The following is a 23,123-nucleotide window of genomic DNA, read 5'->3' as shown; positions in this document are numbered from 1 at the left end:
ATGAAAGTATTATATTGCACCAGTGAAGCCCTGCCCTTTGCCGCTACCGGCGGTTTGGGCGATGTGGCCGGTTCGTTGCCCCAGGCTTTGCGCCGCCGGCTGATTGGATGCCGGGTGGTGATGCCCCTTTATGAAGATATTCCGCAGGAATTGCGGGATCAGATGCATTTTGTCACCAGTCTTTCGGTGCCGGTGGCTTGGCGCAGACAGTATTGCGGTGTGTTCGAGGCTCGCGCAGGCGGGGTAATTTATTATCTGATTGACAACCAATACTATTTTAAACGTCCCGGGTTATACGGCCATTACGATGATGCGGAGCGGTTTGCATTTTTGTCCCGGGCGGCTTTGGAAATGCTTCCCGTCATTGATTTTAAACCCGATATTATTCACAGTAACGATTGGCAGACTGCCATGGTTCCGGCTTACTTTCGGCTGTTTTATGCCAATAATCCTTGGTATCAGGGAATTAAAACGGTCACTACCATCCATAATATCCAGTATCAGGGCAAATACGGTTTGGAATTGGTTCGGGATGTCTTGGGAATTCCCGACTCCGCTTCCCAGTTGCTGGAGTATGACGGCTGTGTCAATATGCTCAAAGGCGGCATTGAATGTGCCAATTGGGTAACAACGGTCAGCCCTACTTATGCTCAGGAAATTCTGGACCCTTGGTTTGCCTATGGTTTAGAAGGAATTTTGGGTTCCCGTGCATGGAAGCTTTCGGGAATTTTAAACGGTATCGACAACGTGCATTATGATCCGGAAAACGATTCCACTTTGGCGGCCCCGTACAGCGCTGCGGATCCTTCCGGCAAGGCCGAAAACAAACGTGCTTTGCAGGAGCAGCTGGGGCTGGCGCAGGAAGCCGATACGCCTTTGATTGGTATGGTGACTCGTCTGGTTGCACAAAAGGGACTGGATTTGGTCAAAGATTCGCTGGAACGCATTCTAGCCGAAACCAATGCACAGTTTGTGCTGTTGGGTTCCGGCGATTATGAATACGAAAGCTTTTTCCGCGAAATGCAGGAACGCTACCCCGGCAGGGTTTGTGCCTATATCGGGTTTGCACCCGAGGTATCCCGCAAGGTGTACGCCGGAAGTGATATCTTTTTAATGCCCAGCAAAAGTGAACCCTGCGGCCTTTCGCAGATGATTGCTTTGCGGTATGGGGCAATCCCGGTGGTACGCGAAACCGGCGGCCTGAAAGACTCGATTCAGGACAGCGGGGACGGGGAAGGCAACGGCTTTACATTCCAGACTTATGACAGCGGGGATATGCTGTATGCGGTGTATCGTGCGCTGGAAGGCTATGCTCAAAAAGAAGGCTGGGCAATTCTGGTGCAGCGTGCCATGGAATGTGACAACAGCTGGGGAAAATCCGCCAATGAATATATCCGACTTTACAGGGAGCTGCTGAAAAATTGAGTAGAAAGCATTACAGACCATATTACGGAAAACGACGAAGAAGAAAATTGGTTCCCGCGCTCTTGCTGACAGGTATCTTGTTGGCAGGGGCGGGGGCCTTTGCCCTGCTTGGTCCATTTTCTCCTTTTCAAAAATCATCCGGAAAACCGATTCCATCGTCCTCTCAAACTCAAGAGGCATCGGAATCTCAGGAACCGGCATCCTCTCAGCCCCCGCCGGAATCCTCTGTGCTGCCGGTGGAGGCAGAAGGAATTTTTAAAGATTCCTATCAAAAAGCCGCCCAAACTCTTTCGGGAATGACGGTAAAGGAAAAAGCAGGACAAGTTTTCTTGTTCCGAGCCCCGACTGAAGGGGATTTGCAGACGATTAAAGAATATCAGCCCGGTGGATTTTTTCTAATGGCCAATAGCTTTCAGGATAAAACGGCGGAGCAGGTGCGTGCCATGCTGCAAGGCTATCAGGAAACCAGCAAGGTCAAAATGGCTTTGGCTGTGGACGAAGAAGGCGGAACCGTGACGCGAATCAGCCAGTTCCCCGCTTTGGCAGAGAAAAAATTCCGTTCCCCCCAGGTGGTATATGCCAATGGCGGAATGGATGCCATTCGGCAGGATGCGCTGGAAAAAGCTGATCTGCTTTTGTCTTATGGCATCAATGTGAATTTGGCCCCGGTGGCCGATGTGACCTTTGATCGAAGCGCCTTTATGTTCCCCCGGGCATTTGCCCGAAACGGCGCGCGAACCGCCGAGTTTGTAGAAACGGTGGTGAATGCTTCGAACAGCAAGAAGCTTTCCAGCACATTGAAGCATTTCCCCGGCTATGGCAGCAATTCTGACACGCATACCGGCGTGGCAACGGACAACCGTTCGATCGAGGATTTTCGTTCCAGCGATTTTCTTCCTTTTCAGTCGGGCATTGACGCGGGTGCACCTTGTGTGCTGGTTTCTCACAATATTGTAACAGCGATGGATGGGGAGAACCCCGCCTCTTTGTCACCAGAGGTTCACCGAATTTTGCGGGAGGAACTGAATTTTACCGGCATTATTATGACCGATGATTTGGCCATGCAAGGGGTTCGTGACCGGGTGAGTGAGAAAAGCGCTGCACCGGCTGCTTTTCTGGCCGGGAACGATCTGCTTCTTTCCACTGATATTTCGGGCGATTTTAACGCTTTGTATGCGGCTGTTGAAAACGGCACCATTTCTCAGCAGCGGCTGGACGAAAGCGTACTGCGGATCTTGGCCTGGAAATACAGCATGGGGATTCTTAGCTAAACCGCAAAGAGTTTGATACAAAAAAGGAGCTTACCGGTAGTCGGTGAGCTCCTTTTTCTTTCGTAGAAAAGTTTTATTTTATAAAAATTTATATTTTTGAACTTTGTTTTGCCCTTGGGCTGGGCGGGGATGTTCTGCCTTCTTGTGCCATAAAGGAACTTTATTGTTTTTCTAAGAAGATTCTTCTTTCACTACCTTGCCCCTCATGCCGGGGCGGGCACTTCCTTTCGCGGAAAGGCGAAAGGAAGCAAAGGCTTTCCCGGGGGAGAGTTTCGACTCTCTCCCCCGGGACCCCCTCTGAACGACACAAAGGACACCTTTGGAATCCGTAAAACAATAAGACGTCAGTCATGTGAAATCGCGCCAAAGGCTCCACGCCGCTAAAGCGGCGCGTCACCCGAGAAGTGGCGCTTCGTTGGCCTTAAACATAGAATTTTCCAATTTAAGAGTATCATATCTTGACTTAACGACGTCACTAAGTTATTATATTAGTGACCCCATTAAGTGAGGTGATGTTTTTGGGGAATAAAAAACTGGGTCGTCCTACTGATAATCCAAAGGACATTTCGCTTAAAATAAGGCTGGACAAAGAAACCTCTGAAAGGTTAGAGGATTGCGTGAAAACTTTAGAGGTATCGAAAGCAGAAGTCATACGGCGTAGTATCCATAGGATGCATGACGACCTGAAAAAATGAAAGGAAGTGGCGCACACTCTCGCAAAGACGACGCCACTTCCCAAACAACCGGCAGATGCCCGAAGGCAAATACGGTGTAAATATTTTATCATACACTGTGATTTCTTTCAACATTTTACCGGATAGCAACTATAGCCTTGACTTTTGCAGGTCTAAAACATATAATAACATTAGCGACCTGCAAAAAGGAGGGGAACAATGGCCGCAAAAAAGCTAGGCCGTCCTACTGATAGTCCAAAAGACATTACGATGAAAATCAGGTTCGATAAGGATACTTCAGAGCAATTAGAAAAATGCAGCGAAACAATGGGGGTATCCAGAGCCGAGGTAGTAAGACGTGGTGTTCGGAAAATGTTTGACGACCTGAAAAAATGAAAGGAAGTGGCGCACACTCTCGTAAAGCAACGCCACTTCCCCAATACCAGCAGATGCCCAAAGGCAAATACGGTGTAAATATTTTACCATATGCCGTGATTCCTTTCAAGGCTCTGCTGAGCCAAACACAACTAGAAAGGAAGCGTTACTATGATTATTCGGCAGTTAAAAGCCAAACAGTATGAATACTTATCTCATCAATTAAAATGCTATGCGGATTCCGAGCCTTTCTCCGCCAGCTGTACGGTGAATTTGCGGATTAACCATGCGGAATATCAGTTAAAGGTACAGCTGGAAAATCGAAACCGTGTGGCAGCCTTACAAGCCTTGCGTATTCATCGGGGCAAAGGCAGCCCCGATTATGAACTGATTGTCAGCGGGGTTCTGTTGTCTGCTCTTTTAGAAATTCTAATCAATCAGGGAATTCAAGAAGGGCAAGCCGCCGGGTAATAATACACCCAGCTAAAAATAGCGCCGCCGTGTGGTAGCGCGCCGCCAGAGGTGAGTGCGCCACCCACGATTTAGCGGCGCGTTACACAACGCTTTCGTCTTTCCCTGATTTTAAACGGATTCCAAAGGCAGAGCCTTGGCAAGTCTTTGCCTACTTTCTTCTTGAAAGAAAGTAGGGGCCCGCCCCGGCCGGAGGGGCAAGGGAATTAGTAGAAGAATATTTTTTAAAAACAATAAAGTAAAGTTTATTTAATAAATAAAGAACACTCTTGACAGGGAAACGAAAAGTCCTGCCCCGGCCGGAGGGGCAAAGTAATGATTAGAAGAATGTTCTTAGAAAAACACCTGTGCTATCGCCGCAAAAACTCTTTCAAAAGCATCTAGCTTCACCCAGCCTGAGGGGCGACGTAAAAATAGGAAGAATATTTTCAGAAAAAATCTATGCTAGCGGCACAAAAAGAAAAAACTTTCATGAGACTGTGGGACAAGAGGAAGTAAAGAAGAATATTTTATAAAAAACAGCCCGGTAAACAGAGTAAATAAGCTGTAAAGTAAAATACCTTTCTTAAAACATCCTAAATTTAGATAAAAAAAGAGCCGGTATTTCGTAAATACCAACCCTGTGTGCTCTGTTTGCAATTTTATGACCTGACTGTTATAATGACATCATCTATTTTTCGGATTTTTTCAGTCCCATGCGGGATTCTGCGCTTTGTACCAGATGGAACAAAGAACCGGCAAATAAGGGATATTCTTCCTGAATCAGTTCGGGAGAAAGAGGCGGCGCCTGATCTTTTTTCAGCCCTTTTTCCTGATCCAAATCTTCCCCGCCAGCCACATATTCTGCGTTGGCGTGGGCAATGGCTAAAGCTGCGTCCGAAAAGCCCCTGTCCAGTCCGGGCGGAGCCGCGAACATGCCTTGGGGATTTTTGGGATTGGCGGAATACAGAATACGAAACGCCTTATAGACCGAAAGGGTCAAATAGGCGGAAATTTCGGCAGTCAGTGCTTTATTATTGCATTTTTGCAGCAAACTGAAAATAATGTTCAGGGAATTGGCCAAAAGCTTTTTGCTCAGTACCGGCAAAAGACTCCCTTTCATCACATTTTCTTTGCCAACGGCATCGGGTTCCGGGATGTCCTCCACGGTTAAAGTGGCCCCGTTGCGTTCTGGTGTGCGACCCAGCAGATAATCACAGGAAACGTTGTAAAAGTCGGCTGCGCGAACCACGAAATCCAGCCCGCATTCCCGAATCCCTTTTTCATAATGGGACAAAAGCGCCTGTGACACACCCAGTTCTTCCGCAACCTTTTTTTGACTATATCCCTGTTCTTTCCGCAGTAATGTCATGATTCTGGAAAAATTACTGTTCATGTCGGAAAAACCCCCGTCGAAATATGGATAACTTTAACGTATTGTAAAGTATATACTAAATACAACGGATTGTAAACCGCTAGATGTCGTAGGAAGAAGAAAAAAAGGAGCAATATCTAATGAAATCTTATTTGATTCATTTTATCCGCCATGGAATTACCGAAGGAAACCTGCTTGGGCAGTACATTGGCCGAACCGATTCGCCGCTTTCGGTGCAGGGAATCGAGCATCTGAATCAGCTGCGCTGTGAGTATGAATATCCCAAAGCACAGGTGTATTACAGCAGCCCTTTGAGCCGCTGTGTAGATACGCTGGGAATTTTGTACCCCGAAGCAAAGCCTGTTTTGGTAGACGGACTGCGGGAATGTGATTTTGGCGACTGGGAAGGCAAAACCGCCAAAGAGCTGGAAACCGATCCGGCCTTTTTAAACTGGATGGAAAACCAGCAGCAGGTCAGCCCACCCAATGGGGAAACCAGCCAGCAGTTCGCCTATCGGGTTTGTTCCACTTTTGAAAAGTTGGTGGAGGAAATGATGAGCTCTGGCACCACCAGTGCGGTAATGGTAACCCACGGGGGCACGATTATGACTATTTTAGCCGCCTACGGCCTGCCCAAAGCATCCTTTTATGACTGGATGACCGAAAACGGCCGGGGCTATACCCTGCGCATTACCCCCGGGCTTTGGATGCGCTCTATGGTAGCGGAAGTCATTGCCACGATTCCAGATAATACCACAGGGGAACAGCGCCAGCATACCGTGGTCGATTTGGCCAGAGAGGCGGCCAACCGTGCCTATGGCAGAGAAGAAGATTCTGAAAATTAGGGCTTGACAAAACAAAAAGCCGCTTATATAATGAGTACAATTTCATAGACCGATTGGTCACCCAAAGACTTTGAAGGGAAGAAGACATCTGGTGAAGCAGTCAGAGAGCCGGCGGTTGGTGCAAGCCGGTGCGAAACCTTATGTGTATAGCTCATCCCGGAGTCGCCGATCCGACGCCATGTGCCGCAGGATCGGACGCAGCTGGCAGCGTTATCGGCCAAAGCCTTGTCAGAGGCTTATTGAGGGTGCTTTTGTATTATAAAAGTGCCGAACAAGGGTGGTACCGCGGATTTGTATTTTACGAATTCGCCCCTAACTCAGCAGACAGCTGAGTTAGGGGCTTTTTTTGTTTTTATTTTGTAAAGGAGAGATCGAGTATGGTAACAGGCTATCAAAAGTACATTCCTTTTCAGCCGGTTCACCTGCCGGACCGCCAGTGGCCCGGCAGGGTAATTGACAAAGCGCCCATTTGGTGCAGCGTAGATCTACGCGATGGCAACCAGGCGCTGGTGAACCCGATGAATCTGGACGAAAAGCTTTTGTTCTTTCAAACCCTGATAGACATCGGCTTTAAAGAGATCGAAGTCGGATTCCCGTCTGCATCCGAAACAGAATATGAGATGCTGCGAACCCTAATCGAACGGAATCTGATTCCGGATGATGTTACCATACAGGTATTGGTTCAGGCACGTCCTCATTTGATCCGCAAAACCTTTGAGGCCATTTCCGGCGCCAAAAATGTGATCGTCCATTTGTATAATTCTACCTCGACTCTTCAGCGTAAGGTGGTGTTTAACACCGACATGAATGGCATCATTGACATTGCGGTAAAAGGTGCCAAGTTGATTCGCAAGCTGACGGAACAGGAAATGAAAAAGAGTGGGATTCAAATTCGCTATGAATATTCCCCTGAAAGTTTTACCGGTACCGAAATGGATAACGCGGTGAAAATTTGTGATCGGGTGTTGGATGAACTGGGGGCTACTCCCGAAAAAAAGGTGATTGTGAACCTGCCCAACACGGTTGAGGTCAGCACCCCCAATTGCTATGCGGATCAGATTGAATATTTCTGCCGTCACCTGAAAAAACGTGACTGTGCCATTGTCAGTATTCATCCCCACAATGACCGGGGCTGTGCGGTAGCCGCAACGGAATTGGGAATTATGGCCGGCGCAGAGCGGGTAGAGGGAACGATTTTCGGCAACGGGGAACGCACCGGAAACGCCGATATTATGGTGGTTGCCATGAATCTGTATACCCAGGGGGTACACCCAAGTTTGGACTTTACCAAGATGAATGAGATCCGCCAGGTGTACGAATCCTGCACCAAGATGAAGGTTCATGAGCGGCACCCTTATGCAGGCGAATTGGTCTTTACCGCCTTCTCCGGTTCTCATCAGGACGCCATCAAAAAAGGCGTGGACTATATGCAGAAGAGCCATTCTCAAACTTGGCAGGTACCTTATCTGCCCATCGATCCGGCAGATGTGGGCAGGGAATACGAGCCGATTATCCGCATCAACAGCCAGTCCGGCAAGGGCGGCGCTGCTTTCATTATGCAGCAGAATTTCGGCTACAATCTGCCAAAAGAGATGTACCCCGAATTTGGAATGGTGGTTCAGACTGCCTGCGACAATTTGGGACGCGAATTGCAGCCCAAAGAAATTTTCAATCTGTTCCAAAAGGAATATTTGCAGATCCGTTACCCGTACTATTTAAAGAGCTATCGGCTGCATGAGGAAAATGAGGCGGACGGCGAAACCGTGGTATGCTTTGATGGTGTGCTGCGCTTCCATCATGAGGATCACCAGATTACTGGCACCGGTAACGGACCTATCGATGCTTTCTTTAAAGCGCTGCGCGGTGTGGGAATTGAGAATTACCGCTTTGTATCTTATCATGAGCATGCGGTTTCTACCGGTGCAGATTCTAAGGCGCTTTCTTATATTCAGATGACGACTCCCGATTATCAGACGGTGTTTGGCGTTGGGTTGGACAGCAACATCAGCTTGGCTTCCATTAAAGGAATTGTGTGTGCCATTAACCGGGCACAGCTTTCTACGGTTATTAATAATTTTTAAGGAGGAGCACACATGCAGAAGTATCAAATCGCGGTGTTAAAAGGCGACGGAATCGGGCCGGAAATTGTGGAGCAGGCGCAGCGGGTTCTAACCGCTGCCGCGGAAAAATTCGGGTTCTTTGTGGATTATGTTCCGGCGCTTTTAGGTGGCTGTGCCATTGACGAAACCGGAACAGCTCTGCCGCCCGAAACGGTAACCATCTGCAAAGCGGCCGATGCGGTTTTGCTGGGTGCGGTGGGCGGCCCCAAATGGGATACGCTGCCCGGGAATCAGCGGCCGGAAACGGTGGGGCTGCTTGGAATTCGGCGGGAACTGGAGCTGTTTGCCAACCTGCGGCCGGCGGTGATTTTTGAGCCTTTGCGGCATGCGTCACCCCTTCGGCCTGAAGTCATTGGGGATTCCTTAGAAATTCTTGTGGTGCGCGAACTGACCGGCGGTATTTATTTTGGGGATCGGGGACAGAAGCTGATAAACGGAACCGAGGCCGCTTATGATACCGAACTATATACCGTTCCAGAGATTGAGCGCATTGCCCGCATTGGATTTGAGATGGCGCAAAAGCGCAAAAAGCGCCTGTGCAGCGTGGATAAAGCCAATATTTTAGAGACTTCCCGCCTGTGGCGCCAGACAGTCAAACGCATCGCCGAGGAATACCCCGATGTAGAGCTGAGCCACATGTATGTGGATAACTGCGCCATGCAGATGGTGCGCCACCCGGGGCAGTTCGATGTGATAGTTACCTCCAACATGTTTGGCGATATTTTGTCCGACGAAGCGGCGATGATCAGCGGTTCCATTGGAATGCTGGCTTCTGCCAGTTTGGGGGCGAAGAAGCCCGGATTGTATGAGCCGGTGCATGGTTCGGCCCCGGATATTGCCGGAAAAGGGATTGCCAACCCCCTGGCAACAATTCTTTCTGTGGCAATGATGCTGAAATATTCCCTGAACCAGCCCCAGGCTGCAGATGCCATTGAGCAGGCGGTGAACGAAGCTTTGACTCAGGCTCGCACGCCGGATTTGGCGGAAGAGGGTTTGGCGATTGTCAATTGTGAAGAGATGGGGGCGCTTGTCTGCAGCTTCCTGTAAGGAAAAACAACAGGCAAAATAGCGGAAGAAAGAGGCGCCGTCTTATTTTGCCGGGTGAAAAGTGTTTCTTTATCAGTGCCTTTTCAGTCCTGAAAAGAAAAGCACGATGAGATAAGACTCTGTTCGCAAGGTTGCTTTTTATGGGAAAAGGCGTTAGAATAATACATCATTAGCGGATAAAAAGCTTCCTTCCTTTGGGAAGGAAGCTTTTTTGGACGGTGTAGGCAGAAAAAGTTCAGGAAGGGAAAACCTTCGGTATCTCTTTTGTTTTTTGCCAAATTATGATATATTAACTATATTAGTGCTCTGAATTATGGTTAAAAATTGAAAATATGGGGGCGGCAGTTTGAACTCTATTCTTTTTTCCGAATCACCGATTGCTCATTTTACAGCAGAAGTCTTGACAGAGAACGATTGCAGCTATTTTTATTTGTATCGAATGGATACCGATCGGGAAAAGATTGTAACCATGGCTGCATGCTGGATTAAAAATCATGTGTTTGTAGACGACAGTTATTCTTGTGCAGATGATATGGACAAGGGAAAGCAGCCCAAAATCAATACAAAATACTGCCGGTATCCAGAGGATCTGTCTCTTCTGGCGGAAGAAGATCTGGAAATCGTTTGGGGGAAAGAAGGCTGTCTGGCAGGACTGTTTTGCCGGGAAGAACTGATTTGTGCCATCCCTTATTGGGCGGATTCCAGTTTTTCGGGGTATTCTAAGTATTCGGACACAGAGGCGATGGGGCTTTATCCTTTGCCGTTGCAACCGGGGAATGCCATGTTCCCTCGCTTGCAGGAATCGCGGCGGTTCTGGGCACAGGATTTTTCTCAGGTTTGGCAAAACTATCAGCAGGGCTTTTTAGAGGAACTGGAAAATCAGTTTGGGAAAGTAGCCGCCTATTATGCCATTGACGGCGGGCAGTTTCCGCCCAAGGGATTGGCGGTATTTCAAAAAGAAAAGTATCGTTACGCCTTTACCATCGGGGTGGGAATGTTCCCCCAGCCGTCTGTGGAATTGCACCGGGAAGACTATGAAAACTATGAAAAGATAGAACTGGGGTTCTGCTGGAAGGAAGATTTGCCTTTGGAAGAAACCAAGGTACTTTCTCAAATGTCTTCCATTGTGACAATGCCTTGGATGCACGCCGCGTTTTTTAGCCATCATCATACCATCGATTTTAACAGCGATCCTGCCCATCCCTATGCCGTTTTTCTTTCGGATCGGGAAGCCGTGCAGCTAAACAGTTCTTTTTTGCGCCGGAATCAGGTGGATTTGCTGTGGCTTATGCCTTTGGGGAAAGAAAGTTATCATAAGCTGGCTACGGAATCCCCCGATTATTCTGAGGTGGATCAACGAATGGCAAAGCAGGGAATCCGTTTGGAATCTTTGGAGAGATAGAGCATAAAGGAGCAGAACGTGAAACAATATTTACCCGTATTGCAGTCTGTTCCGCTGTTTCAGGGCATCAGCGGAGAGGACTGTGAAAAAATCATCAGCTGTCTGGGTGCTTCTGTCAAAACACATCCAAAAAACCAGATTCTTCTGTTAGCGGGGGAACCGGTGGATTTTATTGGGATTATTCTGGACGGAAGGGTGCAGGTAACCAAAGAAGATATGCTGGGGAACCGCTCTATTATGGCAGAGTTTTCTGCCGGAGAAATTTTTGGGGAATCTTTGGCTTGTGCCGGTGTTGGGCAAAGCCCCGTAACCGTTGTGTCGGTTTCGGGGTGTACTGTGATGCGGCTGGCCATTGATAAGATCTTGTCCCCCTGTACCGCCTTGTGTGATTATCACAGCCGTCTAATACAGAACATGGTGCATCTTCTGGCGCAAAAGAATGTCTACCTGAACCGGAAAATGGAGATACTGTCTCAAAAGAGTATTCGGGAAAAAGTCTTGGCTTATCTGAATGAATTGGCCAAGCGTCAGGCAACTATGGATCCGGTGATTCCGTTTTCCCGGGAGGAACTGGCGGATTTTCTGTGTGTGAACCGCAGCGCACTTTCGAAAGAATTGGGAAAGATGCAGGAAGAAAATTTGATTCGATTTCATCGCAACCGCTTTTCTCTGTATCCGAACCAGCGGGAAAAACAGTAGCTTTTACATTGTGTATTCCTGTTTTGAAATTTTGTTTTGCCCCACCGGCGGGATGGCCGGAATCAACTGAACAAGTGGAGGTTCCATGAACAGCTTATCCAATATTACAACCATTAAAGAGATTTTAGGCCGCCACGGCTTTCATTTCAGCAAGGCGCTGGGACAAAATTTTTTGATTAATCCCACGGTATGCCCGCGCATGGCAGAGGAATGCGGAGCCGAATCTGGCAGCGGTGTACTGGAGGTTGGGCCCGGAATCGGGGTGCTAACCCGGGAATTGGCGGAACGGGCAGGAAAAGTCGTTTCGGTGGAACTGGATAAAAGGCTGCTGCCGGTGCTGGACGAAACACTGGCGGAGTATGATAATGTGACGGTGATAAATGGGGATATCTTAAAGTTGGATTTGCGGGACCTTCTCAGCCGGGAATTTGCGGGTATGTCGGTTTCGGTATGCGCGAATTTGCCTTACTATATTACGTCGCCTGTAATTATGCGTCTGTTGGAAGAACGGCTGGACATTACTTCACTGACGGTTATGGTGCAGAAGGAAGCGGCCCGCCGCATCTGTGCCGTGCCGGGAACCCGAGAGTGCGGCGCCGTCAGCGTTGCGGTGCATTACCATGCAGAGCCTGAGATTCTGTTTGAGGTATCCCGCGGAAGTTTTATGCCGGCACCAAATGTGGATTCTTCGGTTATCCGCCTGACGCTGCGAAAGCAGCCCGCCGTTCAGCTGGAAGACGAAGTCAAATTTTTCTCAGCAGTGAAGGCAGCGTTTGGGCAGCGGCGCAAGACCATGCTGAATTCCGTATCTGCGGGGTTGGGAATGCAGAAAGAACTGGTAGGACAAGCTTTAGACAACGCCGGGCTGGATCGCCGGGTAAGAGCAGAGCAGCTTTCGATGGAGGATTTTGCCCGGTTCAGTAACCATCTGTTTTCAAAAAAGGAGTGATCCGATGCTGGATACCGATGAAAAGATTGCCAAATTATTTTTTGTTTTGGGCTTATTGCTGTCTTTGGCAGCAATGGTGCTGGGGCCGCTGGATATCAGCAGTTGGTCGATTGCCTGCGGTGTTACGGCCTGCTTTGTTTCACTGACGGGAATGTATTTTGCTTTGCAAAGCTGGGATGAACCGGAGGAGGAATCTTTGCCGGAAGAAATGCAGTCAACCCAGCAAGAGATGCCCCGTTAAAGGGCAACGGGAATCACATAAGACATAATAAAATCAAAAAGCACCGTGATGAGAAACAGAATGCAAGCGGCTGCTTTTTGCCAGGTTTTTATGGATAAAAAAGGGGGTGTCCGAAAGGAGATTTCATCTTTTCGTTGGCGCGGTAAATCCGGTGAGTTTCTATTTATCACCAGGGTTTATTGTGCGGCGTAAAATGAAGTTTCGAACAGGACAGTCTCTTTTCTTTGTCCATTTTTACATAGTTTATTTTTGCGGAAAGTGTTTGCTATGGGTCAATGGGAACCCTGGCAGCTAAAATCAATCATTCTTTGAAATACCAACAATTGGATTTATTTGGGAAATTCCTGCGTAAATAATGCAGAGAAGCAGACCCTTTTTGAAAGGGTGGGGAGGACGCACATGCTACCAATTTATTTAGCACTCATTGAATCAGAAGAAGACAAAAATAAATTTGAACAGATTTATACTACATACCGGAAGCTGATGTTTTATGTGGCTAACAAAATACTGCGGGATGAACAGCTGGCTGAGGACGCTGTTCATAGCTCTTTTTTAAAAATAATTCAGAATTTTGATAAGATTGTGGAAATTGACGGTCACAAAACGAAGAGCTACGTTGTTATTACTGTTAGGAACGAATCCATTAACTTGTACAGAAGCCGCAGAAGAAAAGGAGAACTGTCTTTGGATCAGATGGAAGACACGTTTATGCAGCCTTTTTCTTTACCTCAGGAAGATTCGGGCGAGTTGATCAAAGCTATTTCAGAATTGCCGGTGATTCACAGGGATATTTTAAAATTAAAGTACATTATGAATTATTCAAATGAAGAAATTGGGTCAATGCTGGATATTTCTGAGGATGCGGTGCGCAAGCGTTTGGAACGGGCCAGAAATAAGCTCAAGGGCATCTTAGAAAAGGAGAGCACATCGAATGTCCTATAACTTTACGGAAGAAGAATTAAAGGAAGCATTGATTCGTGCTGATTTTTATGAGATGAACTCTTTGCCGAACGATGAGCAAATACAACACACTTTTTCATTAAAATTTGAACGAAAAATGCGAAAGTTGATTCGGAAAAGCAAAAAGCAATTGCCGCGCAAAAAGCCATTGCTGCATCTGCGCAAAAAGACATTGGTTTTGATTGCCGCATTAATTGCCGTGCTTTCTGTGTCAGTCCTTGCCGTACCCCCCGTGCGGGAGAAGATCGGGGATTTTGCCGCCCAAATCTATGAGAAGGTAACTCATCTTTTTTGGGAGGAAGAAGAAGCTACCGTTAATCAGGTGGAATATATTCAGGAGGTTTATCCTACCTTTATTCCGGATGGCTTTGAATTGGTAAGAGAATATAAAAGTAATGTATTTTTTCTGCAATATAAAAAGGAAGAAGATTTTATTTTTTACCAACAAAAACGAATCGAAGATAATTCTATTCATTTGAATACAGAAGGAGTTGAGCTTGAGGAGGCTGAATGGAACGGTTTGTCTGCTGTTTATATATCGAATCAGAACAATCAACTCTTTTTGTGGCATGATGATCGATATACCTACCAAATCCAAAGTACACTGGATAAAGAAACTATTTTGAAGATTGCTGAAGGCGTTTTAGAAGCTCAAAAAGAAAAAATATAAAAAAATAAAAATATTTTGGAAAAACATGTCACAAAACCGTCCTTAGATTTGTCTTTATGTATGGAATCATATCATAAGGAGGTTTTTTGATGAAAATGAAGTCTTTTTTGTCTGTGGGATTGTGCGCGGTAGTGCTATCCCTAACCGCTTTGCCTGCATCTGCAGCAACTGTGAAGGCGGCTAATCTGAATCCCTTGAGCCCCATTGGAATTGTGCAGCCCTATTATGTAAATATTGGCGCTGCAAGTTCCACTTTGGTTATCTCTGCTTCGGGTAAGGCTGATATTCAAAGTGATTGCACCAGAACATCCTCTGGTCATACCATTTATTTGGAGAGTGTATTGCAGAAGGCCAGCGGAAGTTCTTGGACGAATGTTAAAAAGTGGTCGGTAACTACGAAAGATAATGTTGCAATCATAGCTGAACAGTATCAGGTATCCAAAGGCAAATACCGTGTTGCCACCACTTATGTGGTAAACGGAGCCACCGGAGCTGAACAGGGACTGATTTACAGCAAAACGGTAACATATTAAGTCCTTTTTCAACATTTTCTGAAAACAGCGAAAGGGGGTTGGCTGTTGCGGAAACATGCGAAATATTACATCAAACAGATGGTTATGGCAATCAATTTGCTATTGTGTACCTTTGTTTTTATCCAATTTTTTTCGTTTGGACAGCTGGCCATCCCCTATTTATTACTTATCGCCCTTTTTTATAGCCTGATGCTGGTACTATACCACTTATTATTTGTATTAAGAGCAAAAGAAAGTACAGAAACGGCAGAAATTCAAGAGTTGTTACAGAATCAGTTTTTGTATCAGATTTTGGATTTTATCAATGCAAAATTAAGTAAATTCCTATTTTGTATTTTCATTTTTACTGTTTTCATAAAGCAAATATCCGGATAAAGTGGGATAGAGATAAGCTTTAGGTGATTTATCGTTTTTCCTCTAAAAGATGTCATTACCGAATGGATACATCGCAGTATTCATAATTCCTTTTACCTTTTTTACAAGCGTCTCCTCCAAAAGATATACAGAAAGACACATAGCTTTCGCTTCCTGCCCGAATTCCTGACAGGCCTAGTAAGGAATTTAGGCAAAAGGAAAGTCCCAAAACAGTCAAATTGTTTTGGGACTGCGAGTGCTATGTGTTTTTCGTTGTTTTAGCAGAGAGGGGGATGTGCAGAACATCTTTGGCAGGTTTGCTGCCGTTTGGGACGTTCAATCACGCCGCAGGCAATTTTAGTTCCAGAATCCCCGGAAGGCTGGCTCGTAAAATTGTCCACATGGGAATGAATGATCACAGTGCGGCCAATTACTTGCGAAACAATAAAACGATCGGTAAAAAACGAGAGATAAGCAAATCCCTGATTCCCAAATAAAGGGGGAAGATCTCCTGCGTGGGCAGGATGCGGGCAATTCTTAGGGTTAAAATGAAGCCCGGCATCGGCAAACGGATCTTCTGCATTGCCTTTGCACATGTTTCCTTCATGGATGTGAAACCCGTAAATATTGGGCGCACAGGATTCTTTGCTTTGGGGCAGACCATTAATCCATGCGGTCAGCAGAACGCCGCTTGCCATTTGATGCAAATAAACTTTCCCGCGGATAGAAGGGTATGCGGGGCTTCCGGCTACCATAGCCACAGCGTCCGGGGAACGCTTTAGGGTATTTTGAAAAGATGTGATATCATCATACAACGTAAAAACCTCCTGCGGTATTTTATGCACAAGAGAAGGAAAATGCAAAGAAAAACGTTTGACCTGATATTACACACCGTATTGGTAAGACGCAAAACATTTGGATTCCTGTGTAAAAGCATTTTCTTTTTCGCTCGATTCGTGGCAGAAAAGAGGAAAAAATAAAACAAAAGCAATTAAAATTTGATATAATTATACATATAGTATAGTTATAAGTTGTTTTTGATTTTGTGTTTTGAGGGTAAAAGGAAGTGAATTTCTTTTTGTTGGCTGTGTTTTAAGACATTAATCTTCTATAAAATCAATTTAAATTTACTTTAAGTATATAAATTTAATATGTTACATTTTGTAAACTAAAGTTGCTTTGTAAAATAAATCGATTCATTCAAAAACAAAAGATCATTTGTTGATTTTTCTTTTACTAAATGTAAAGTGAAATATTGCGTGAGATTTTTTCAAAGTTGTTCTGTAAAAAGAAACTGGACAGAAGATGAAGTCTAGGTAAAGCAAAAAAGACTGTTGTTGCTTTTTGTTTATTAAGTTGGCGATACAAAGAAAAAGCGCTGAACTTTATAAAAAGTTCAGCGCTTTTTTTGGCGGAGAGGATGCGACTCGAACGCACAATGCCTTGCGGCACACCACATTTCCAATGTGGCTCCTTACCAATTAGAATACCTCTCCAAATACTCGGTTAAGCGATGGCTCAATACCGACGACTTTGTTATTATATCGAATCTTTTTGCAAAAATCAAGTGTATTTTTAAATATCATGCAATTTTTTTTGTTTTGTCGCAGTTTATCGGGAAAAAATGTTATAATAACCTCACGCCGCAAGCGGAAGCAAAGCTTCCGGCGGCTGAGAGAACATTGCACCATAGCTTAGTTTAAAATTTAGACTTTAGAGCAGTGGTTTTCAGCGGTTAGGGGAGTTCTGGTTTAAATAACCTCACACCGCAAGCGGAAGGCAGGCTGAGCCTGCACGCACATTGCGGGAAAGGCTGATGGGGGCTTTGCACTTTACCACGCTTGGCTGCCTGCTTTCACGCTGAAATAATTTTTCCTCTGGACTGCTGAGAAGAGAGACACCGAATGAGCGGTAGCGCCGCCCACAATGGTGCGGCGTGCGACACGAAACTGTTGTTTTGCATGGACTTTTCCCGAATTCCAAAGGTGAAGCCTTGGCAAGTTTTTGTCTTCTTTCTTCTTAATTAAGAAAGGGTTTGATCCGGTCTGGGGAAAAGGAAAAATTAGAAGAATCTTTTTTAAAGCGGTACCTGGAAGAATGGAACATAAAATTTTCTGTTTTGTATTCTGTCTGTTTCCTGTTGGGCAGGGCAAGACGTCACAATTTATAATATTTTAGGAGGATTGGTTTTATGGAACGTCTGGAGATTGTCAGAATTCTCAAGTCACCGGAGGAGTATGCTGAAAAGTCCATTACCGTTTGCGGGTGGGTCAGAAGCATTCGGGATTCCAAAGCACTGGGATTTATTGATTTAAACGATGGAAGCGGGTTTCAGGGCTTGCAAATCGTGTTTGAAGCGCAGAAAGTAGAAAATTTCTCAGAAATCACGCGTCAAAATGTGGGTGCCGCTTTGCGCATTACCGGCAAGCTGGAGCTGACACCCCAAGCCAAACAGCCTTGTGAGCTGCATGCAGAACAAATTACAGTGGAGGCGGTTTCTTCTCCCGAATATCCTCTTCAGAAAAAGCGGCATTCGGTGGAGTTTCTGCGCACCATTGCTCATCTGCGCCCCAGAACCAATCTGTTCAGCGCAGCATTCCGTGTTCGTTCTGTGGCGGCGTTTGCAATTCACCGCTTTTTTCAGGAGCAGGGCTTTGTGTATGCCAATACGCCATTGATTACCGCCAGTGACTGTGAAGGTGCAGGGGAAATGTTCCATGTGACAACGCTGGACTTGCAGAATCCCCCATTGCAGGAGGATGGTACCATTGATTTTAGCGAGGACTTTTTCCAAAAGCACACTTCGCTGACGGTTTCCGGCCAACTGGAAGGCGAATGTATGGCCTTGGCCTTTGGAAAAATTTATACATTTGGGCCCACCTTCCGGGCGGAGCGCTCTTATACCGCCCGTCATGCAGCGGAATTCTGGATGGTGGAACCGGAAATTGCCTTTGCCGAACTTTCTGACGACATGAAATTGGCAGAAGAAATGCTGCGGTATGTGATTCGTGCAGTCATGGCGGAATGCCCTCAGGAGCTGGACTTTTTCAATCGATTTGTGGATACCGGATTGCTGGATCGTCTGCACCATGTGGCGGAATCGGAATTTGCCCATGTAACTTACACCCAAGCGGTGGAACTGCTGATTCCTCAAAACGACAAGTTTGAATATCAGGTCAGCTGGGGCGCCGATTTACAGACAGAACATGAGCGTTATCTGACGGAGCAGGTATTTGGAAAGCCGGTTTTTGTAACGGATTATCCCAAGGAAATCAAGGCGTTTTATATGAGGATGAATGAGGATGGGAAAACAGTGGCGGCCATGGATTTGCTGGTTCCCGGAATCGGAGAGATCATTGGTGGAAGCCAAAGGGAAGAGCGGCTGGATCTTTTGCTCAGCCGAATGAAAGAGGCTGGTCTGAACGAGCAGGAATATTGGTGGTATCTGGATTTGCGGCGCTATGGCGGAGTAAAACATGCCGGTTTTGGGTTGGGGTTTGAACGTCTGGTGATGTATCTCACCGGAATTTCGAATATTCGGGATGTATTACCTTTCCCGCGCACGACCGGTTCCGCAGAATTTTAAGAAGGAATTTTACTAAAAATAGAAAGAAATTAAGCCGAAAAAAGCAAATTGCTCTACTTTTCTGTAAAAAATCTGCTAAATCTCACAAAAATGCAGGAACGATAAATTTAACTTGCGTTTTTGCTTTGAATATATTAGAATAGTAATACTTTAAATAACATTTATGCAGGTTTGGAAAAGGAGATGCTCAAATGGAATATAATTTGTTGTCCAGACAAGAACTGGAGCTGGAGAAGCAGGAAGTACAAAAAGAATATGATGCTTACATGGCACAAGGCCTGAAGCTGAATATGGCACGGGGAAAACCTTCGCCCGAACAGCTGGATCTTACGATGGATATGCTCAATGCGTTGACTGCGGATTCCAATGTGATCGCCTCCACCGGTGACGATCTGCGAAACTATGGAATGCCCGACGGATTGCCGGGTCTGCGAGCGATTTTTGCAGAATTCATGCAGGTGAAACCCGAAAATGTCATTATCGGTGGCAATTCCAGCCTGAATTTGATGTTTGACTTTATTTCCTGCGGGATGACTCACGGTTATTCCGGATGCACCCCTTGGTCCAAACAAGATCAGATAAAATTTTTGTGCCCTTCCCCCGGGTATGACCGTCATTTTGCCATTACTGAGCATTTCGGCTTTGAACTGATTCTGGTTCCCATGGTAGACGGCGAACCGGATATGGATATGGTAGAGCGTTTGGTTGCGCAGGATGCCTCCATTAAGGGCATGTGGTGTGTGCCGAAATATTCCAATCCTTTGGGAACCACTTATTCCGATGAGGTTGTGCGCCGCATTGCAGCACTGAAACCCGCTGCACCCGATTTTAAGGTGATGTGGGATAACGCCTATTGCATTCATGATTTAACAGATACACCCGATCAGCTTTTGGATTTGTATGCGGAATGTGAGAAAACAGGCAATACAGAGATTCCGGTGTTTTTCTGCTCCACTTCTAAAATTTCTTTCCCCGGCGCGGGCGTTGCGGCCATGGCGGCAGGCGAGAAAACCTGCCAGACATTCCGCAAACATCAGTCTTTCCAGACTATCGGGCCCGACAAGCTCAATCAGCTTCGCCATTTGAATTATTTTAAAAATGTGGATGGAATTCTGGAACATATGAAAAAGCATAAGGAAATTATTGCACCGAAGTTCCAAGTGGTACTGGATACTCTGCGCGCTGAGCTGGGTGACAAGAACATCGCTTCTTGGACAGAGCCCAACGGCGGCTATTTTGTCAGTGTAGACGTGATGGAAGGCTGCGCAAAGCGCGTGGTGGAACTGTGCAAGCAGGCAGGTGTGGTCTTGACAGGCGCAGGTGCCGCATTCCCTTACGGCAAAGATCCGAAAAACAGCAATATTCGTGTGGCTCCCACCTTCCCGTCTTTAGAAGAAATGAGGACTGCGGTGGCGGTGTTCTGCGTCAGCACCCGGCTGGCAGCGTTAGAAAAGCTGTTGGGCGCTTCTGCTGAATGATAAGACTTTTTTGAGAATCAGCCCATTTGCCGTCGATATCCGGGGCTTTTCCATTGACTTTTTGCAGGTATAATCATATAATAAATTTTGTTATCTACGCGGCTGCGGTTCTGTTATGGAACGCAGCCGCGGAAACCTTAATGCTATTGGAGGATATCTGCATGAAGCGAATAGGAAAACCGGTGTTTTTCATCGTTGCCCTCCTTATCTTGTTTTTAACCTATACTTCGATCTTCGGCGTATATGTGCAAAACGGAGATATTCGCACGACATATGTGAAAGGTGCGGGAGATATTCGATGGGGAGTTGACATCCGCGGAGGAGTGGAAGCAACCTTTACCCCGGAGACCGGGCAGCACGCAACCGAAACCCAGTTAGCGGCGGCCAAATCAACAATTGAGCTGCGCCTGGTAAAAAACAATATTACGGATTATGAAATCTATACAGATGACAATAACGACCGTATTATTGTGCGTTTCCCCTGGAAGAGCGATGAAAAGGATTTTGATCCCGAGCAGGCAATTCAGGAACTGAGTGCCACTGCTTTGCTCACCTTCCGAGAGGGAGCCGAATACGAAACCACAGAAACAGGCTCGAATGGGGAACCTGTTTATAAAACACCCAAAGGTGTTACCAAAGATACTATTATTTTGCAGGGAAGCGAAGTGGTGTCTGCCCAGCCCCAGATGTATCAGGATGAGAAAACCGGAAAAACCAAGTATTTGGTAGCTCTGGAAATGAGTGACGAGGGGGCTGAAAAGTTTGCAGAGGCCACCGAACGGCTGCTCAATGGCTCGATTTCGGTGTGGATGGATGACGTTATGATCTCTGCGCCCACCGTGAATCAGGTGATTAGCGACGGAAAATGCACCATTGAAGGAAACTTTACGGCAACCGAAGCCTCTGATTTGGCGGCGAAAATCAGCGCCGGTGCCCTTCCCTTTAAGCTGGTTACCACCAATTTCCAGACCATCAGCCCCTCTTTGGGCGAATCTTCGTTGGATGCGATGCGTCTGGCCGGTATTATTGCTTTTGCGCTGGTGGCAATCTTTATGTTGGTCATGTTCCGGCTGCCCGGCTGTATCGCCGTCATTGCACTGTTGGGACAAGTTGCTGTGTCTTTTGCGGCTATTTCGGGATATTTCCCGTTTCTGAACAGCTTTACCATGACGCTGCCCGGTGTAGCGGGTATTATCCTTTCCATTGGTATGGGTGTGGATGCCAACATCATTACGGCAACCAGAATCAAAGAAGAACTGTGGGCGGGCAAAACTTTGGATGGAGCCATTCAAAAGGGCAATGCCAACAGCTTCTGGGCAATTTTTGACGGTAACATTACCGTGATTATCGTGGCTGTGATTCTGATGGGTGTGTTTGGCCCCAGCAATATTTTGTCGGCACTGTTTGGGCCGTCAACTACCGGGTCTATCTATTCCTTTGGATATACCTTGTTGATCGGTACCATAGGCAACTTTATCATGGGCGTTACTGCGACCCGATTGATGACCAAATCGATCTCCGGGTTTAAGTTTGCACGCAGCAAATGGCTGTACGGAGGTGCCGCAAAATGAAAACATTTCAGATTGGATTTTATAAAAACCGAAAAATTTATTTTGGGATTTCTCTGGCTTTTCTGGCCATTGGCTTGATTTTTAATATCGTGTTCGGCACACAGATGGACATTCAGTTTACCGGCGGCGCTTTGATCAAATATTCTTACACGGGAACCATTGATCAGGAAAAAGTGCAGAAGATTGTGGAAGATACCACCCAAAAGGCAGTTTCCGTCAGCATCAACACCAATGTAAAAAGCACACAAAGTGAGCAGAGTGTCAATAATGTGGCTTTGTCTTTTTCCGGAACAGATGCACTGACTGTGGAAAACCAGCAGGAAGTGGCGGCTGCTTTGGCCAAAGAATATCCCAATGCAGGGTTTTCTGTGGTGGAATCCAGTTCCATTAACCCGGTTATGGGCCGCGACTTTTTTATGAAGTGCCTGATTTCGGTGTTGCTTGCTACCATTCTGCTGATCGTTTACATTGCGCTGCGCTTTAAGAAGATTGGCGGTATGTCGGCGGGTTCTATGGCGATTATCGCTTTGCTGCATGACGTGATTTTGGTTTACTTTACCTTCGTGATTTTCCGAATGCCCATTAATGATAACTTTATCGCAGTAGTCCTCACCATTTTGGGATACTCTTTGAATGATACGATTATCATCTATGACAGAATCCGTGAAAACCGCAAGCTGATGGGCCCGAAAACCGACTACAGCGTGTTGGTGGATACCAGCATCAATCAGACATTAACCCGTTCCGTATACACGGCGGGCTGCACCTTTGTTGCGATTACGATTGTGTATATCGTGGGTGTCATTTATGATTTGAGCTCTGTGCAGACTTTTGCGCTGCCGATGATGGTGGGTATCGTATCCGGCTGCTATTCCTCCATTTGCATCGCGGGGCCGCTGTATGTGATGTGGCAGAAGCATAAGGCCAAGAAAAAGCAGGTTGCTTCCGCTCGCTGATATAATATTTTATGATGTAGCGAAAAAGGGACATCCATGAAAATGGAGTCCCTTTTCTGATCCGAAAGAAAATATTGTTTGGCGCTTTTCAGTTTGCCTTTGAAAAAATCAGAACAGTCCCGGCGGGTGTGAACACCCAAGC

20 protein-coding genes, 1 tRNA gene and 1 other annotated feature are annotated in these 23,123 nt (G+C 46.4%); of the genes, 18 read left to right on the top strand and 3 right to left on the bottom strand.

Annotated features, from left to right (window positions below):
• From glgA to C1A02_RS04040, 4 genes are all read left to right on the top strand, one after another.
• Positions 1–1,425: a glycogen synthase GlgA gene (gene glgA / locus C1A02_RS04060; RefSeq protein WP_101696949.1), complete on the top strand. Its 1,425-nt coding sequence runs from the start codon at positions 1–3 to the stop codon at positions 1,423–1,425.
• Complete coding sequence (locus tag C1A02_RS04055; protein WP_243577915.1) at positions 1,422–2,696, top strand: glycoside hydrolase family 3 protein; 1,275 nt, start codon at positions 1,422–1,424, stop codon at positions 2,694–2,696. Before glgA ends, C1A02_RS04055 begins: the two co-directional genes overlap by 4 nt.
• Before the next feature lie 893 nt (positions 2,697–3,589).
• On the top strand, positions 3,590–3,766 hold the full coding sequence (locus tag C1A02_RS04045; protein WP_101696946.1) for a ribbon-helix-helix domain-containing protein: 177 nt from the start codon (positions 3,590–3,592) through the stop codon (positions 3,764–3,766).
• Between the two features lie 150 nt (positions 3,767–3,916).
• On the top strand, positions 3,917–4,216 hold the full coding sequence (locus C1A02_RS04040) for a hypothetical protein (protein WP_101696945.1): 300 nt from the start codon (positions 3,917–3,919) through the stop codon (positions 4,214–4,216).
• A gap of 670 nt (positions 4,217–4,886) precedes the next feature.
• On the opposite strand, the gene C1A02_RS04035 is transcribed toward C1A02_RS04040, so the two are convergent.
• Positions 4,887–5,591, bottom strand: coding sequence for a helix-turn-helix domain-containing protein (locus C1A02_RS04035; RefSeq protein ID WP_101696944.1), 705 nt, complete (start codon positions 5,589–5,591; stop codon positions 4,887–4,889).
• A gap of 119 nt (positions 5,592–5,710) precedes the next feature.
• On the opposite strand from C1A02_RS04035, the gene C1A02_RS04030 reads away from it, so the two are divergent.
• From C1A02_RS04030 to C1A02_RS03985, 10 genes are all read left to right on the top strand, one after another.
• Positions 5,711–6,415, top strand: a complete 705-nt coding sequence (locus tag C1A02_RS04030) for a histidine phosphatase family protein (protein ID WP_101696943.1) — start codon at positions 5,711–5,713, stop codon at positions 6,413–6,415.
• A 61-nt stretch (positions 6,416–6,476) separates the two neighbouring features.
• Positions 6,477–6,732 (top strand) — a binding site (T-box leader).
• Positions 6,733–6,792: 60 nt separating this feature from the next.
• Positions 6,793–8,496 carry a 2-isopropylmalate synthase gene (gene leuA / locus C1A02_RS04025; RefSeq protein ID WP_101696942.1) on the top strand — a complete coding sequence of 568 codons (1,704 nt, stop codon included), beginning with the start codon at positions 6,793–6,795 and terminating at the stop codon, positions 8,494–8,496.
• Positions 8,497–8,508: 12 nt separating this feature from the next.
• Complete coding sequence (gene leuB / locus C1A02_RS04020; RefSeq protein WP_101696941.1) at positions 8,509–9,582, top strand: 3-isopropylmalate dehydrogenase; 1,074 nt, start codon at positions 8,509–8,511, stop codon at positions 9,580–9,582.
• 346 nt (positions 9,583–9,928) lie between these two features.
• Entirely contained in the window at positions 9,929–10,984 is a 1,056-nt protein-coding gene (locus C1A02_RS04015; protein ID WP_101696940.1) for a hypothetical protein, read from the top strand.
• 18 nt (positions 10,985–11,002) lie between these two features.
• On the top strand, positions 11,003–11,683 hold the full coding sequence (locus C1A02_RS04010) for a Crp/Fnr family transcriptional regulator (protein ID WP_101696939.1): 681 nt from the start codon (positions 11,003–11,005) through the stop codon (positions 11,681–11,683).
• An 85-nt stretch (positions 11,684–11,768) separates the two neighbouring features.
• Positions 11,769–12,632, top strand: coding sequence for a 16S rRNA (adenine(1518)-N(6)/adenine(1519)-N(6))-dimethyltransferase RsmA (gene rsmA, locus C1A02_RS04005; protein WP_101696938.1), 864 nt, complete (start codon positions 11,769–11,771; stop codon positions 12,630–12,632).
• A gap of 4 nt (positions 12,633–12,636) precedes the next feature.
• Positions 12,637–12,873: a hypothetical protein gene (locus tag C1A02_RS04000; RefSeq protein ID WP_243577914.1), complete on the top strand. Its 237-nt coding sequence runs from the start codon at positions 12,637–12,639 to the stop codon at positions 12,871–12,873.
• Positions 12,874–13,272: 399 nt separating this feature from the next.
• Positions 13,273–13,815, top strand: a complete 543-nt coding sequence (locus C1A02_RS03995; protein ID WP_101696937.1) for an RNA polymerase sigma factor — start codon at positions 13,273–13,275, stop codon at positions 13,813–13,815.
• The gene (locus C1A02_RS03990; protein ID WP_101696936.1) at positions 13,805–14,503 is read left to right on the top strand and encodes a DUF4367 domain-containing protein; all 699 of its coding nucleotides are present in this window, start codon (positions 13,805–13,807) and stop codon (positions 14,501–14,503) included. Before C1A02_RS03995 ends, C1A02_RS03990 begins: the two co-directional genes overlap by 11 nt.
• A gap of 89 nt (positions 14,504–14,592) precedes the next feature.
• Positions 14,593–15,036, top strand: a complete 444-nt coding sequence (locus C1A02_RS03985) for a hypothetical protein (RefSeq protein ID WP_243577913.1) — start codon at positions 14,593–14,595, stop codon at positions 15,034–15,036.
• 632 nt (positions 15,037–15,668) lie between these two features.
• On the opposite strand, the gene C1A02_RS03975 is transcribed toward C1A02_RS03985, so the two are convergent.
• Together C1A02_RS03975 and C1A02_RS03970 are read right to left on the bottom strand one after the other, a co-directional pair.
• Positions 15,669–16,205, bottom strand: coding sequence for a superoxide dismutase family protein (locus tag C1A02_RS03975; protein WP_306437206.1), 537 nt, complete (start codon positions 16,203–16,205; stop codon positions 15,669–15,671).
• Between the two features lie 594 nt (positions 16,206–16,799).
• A tRNA-Ser gene (locus tag C1A02_RS03970) sits at positions 16,800–16,886 on the bottom strand.
• A 695-nt stretch (positions 16,887–17,581) separates the two neighbouring features.
• On the opposite strand from C1A02_RS03970, the gene asnS reads away from it, so the two are divergent.
• The 4 genes from asnS (at position 17,582) to secF (ending at position 22,981) form a co-directional block, all read left to right on the top strand.
• Entirely contained in the window at positions 17,582–18,976 is a 1,395-nt protein-coding gene (gene asnS / locus C1A02_RS03965; RefSeq protein ID WP_101696934.1) for an asparagine--tRNA ligase, read from the top strand.
• A gap of 191 nt (positions 18,977–19,167) precedes the next feature.
• Positions 19,168–20,454 (top strand): aspartate aminotransferase type Ic, encoded by a 1,287-nt coding sequence (locus C1A02_RS03960; protein WP_101696933.1) that lies wholly within the window; start codon positions 19,168–19,170, stop codon positions 20,452–20,454.
• A gap of 161 nt (positions 20,455–20,615) precedes the next feature.
• Positions 20,616–22,025, top strand: a complete 1,410-nt coding sequence (locus C1A02_RS03955) for a preprotein translocase subunit SecD (protein ID WP_101696932.1) — start codon at positions 20,616–20,618, stop codon at positions 22,023–22,025.
• Positions 22,022–22,981 (top strand): protein translocase subunit SecF, encoded by a 960-nt coding sequence (gene secF, locus C1A02_RS03950; RefSeq protein ID WP_101696931.1) that lies wholly within the window; start codon positions 22,022–22,024, stop codon positions 22,979–22,981. The genes C1A02_RS03955 and secF overlap by 4 nt, the downstream gene beginning before the upstream one ends.
• Positions 22,982–23,123: the final 142 nt, after the last annotated feature.

The sequence above is a fragment of the Clostridium minihomine genome (assembly GCF_900240385.1).
Taxonomy (GTDB): Bacteria; Bacillota; Clostridia; order Oscillospirales; family Acutalibacteraceae; genus Faecalispora; species Faecalispora minihomine.
This window is presented reverse-complemented; position numbering and strand designations above follow the sequence as displayed.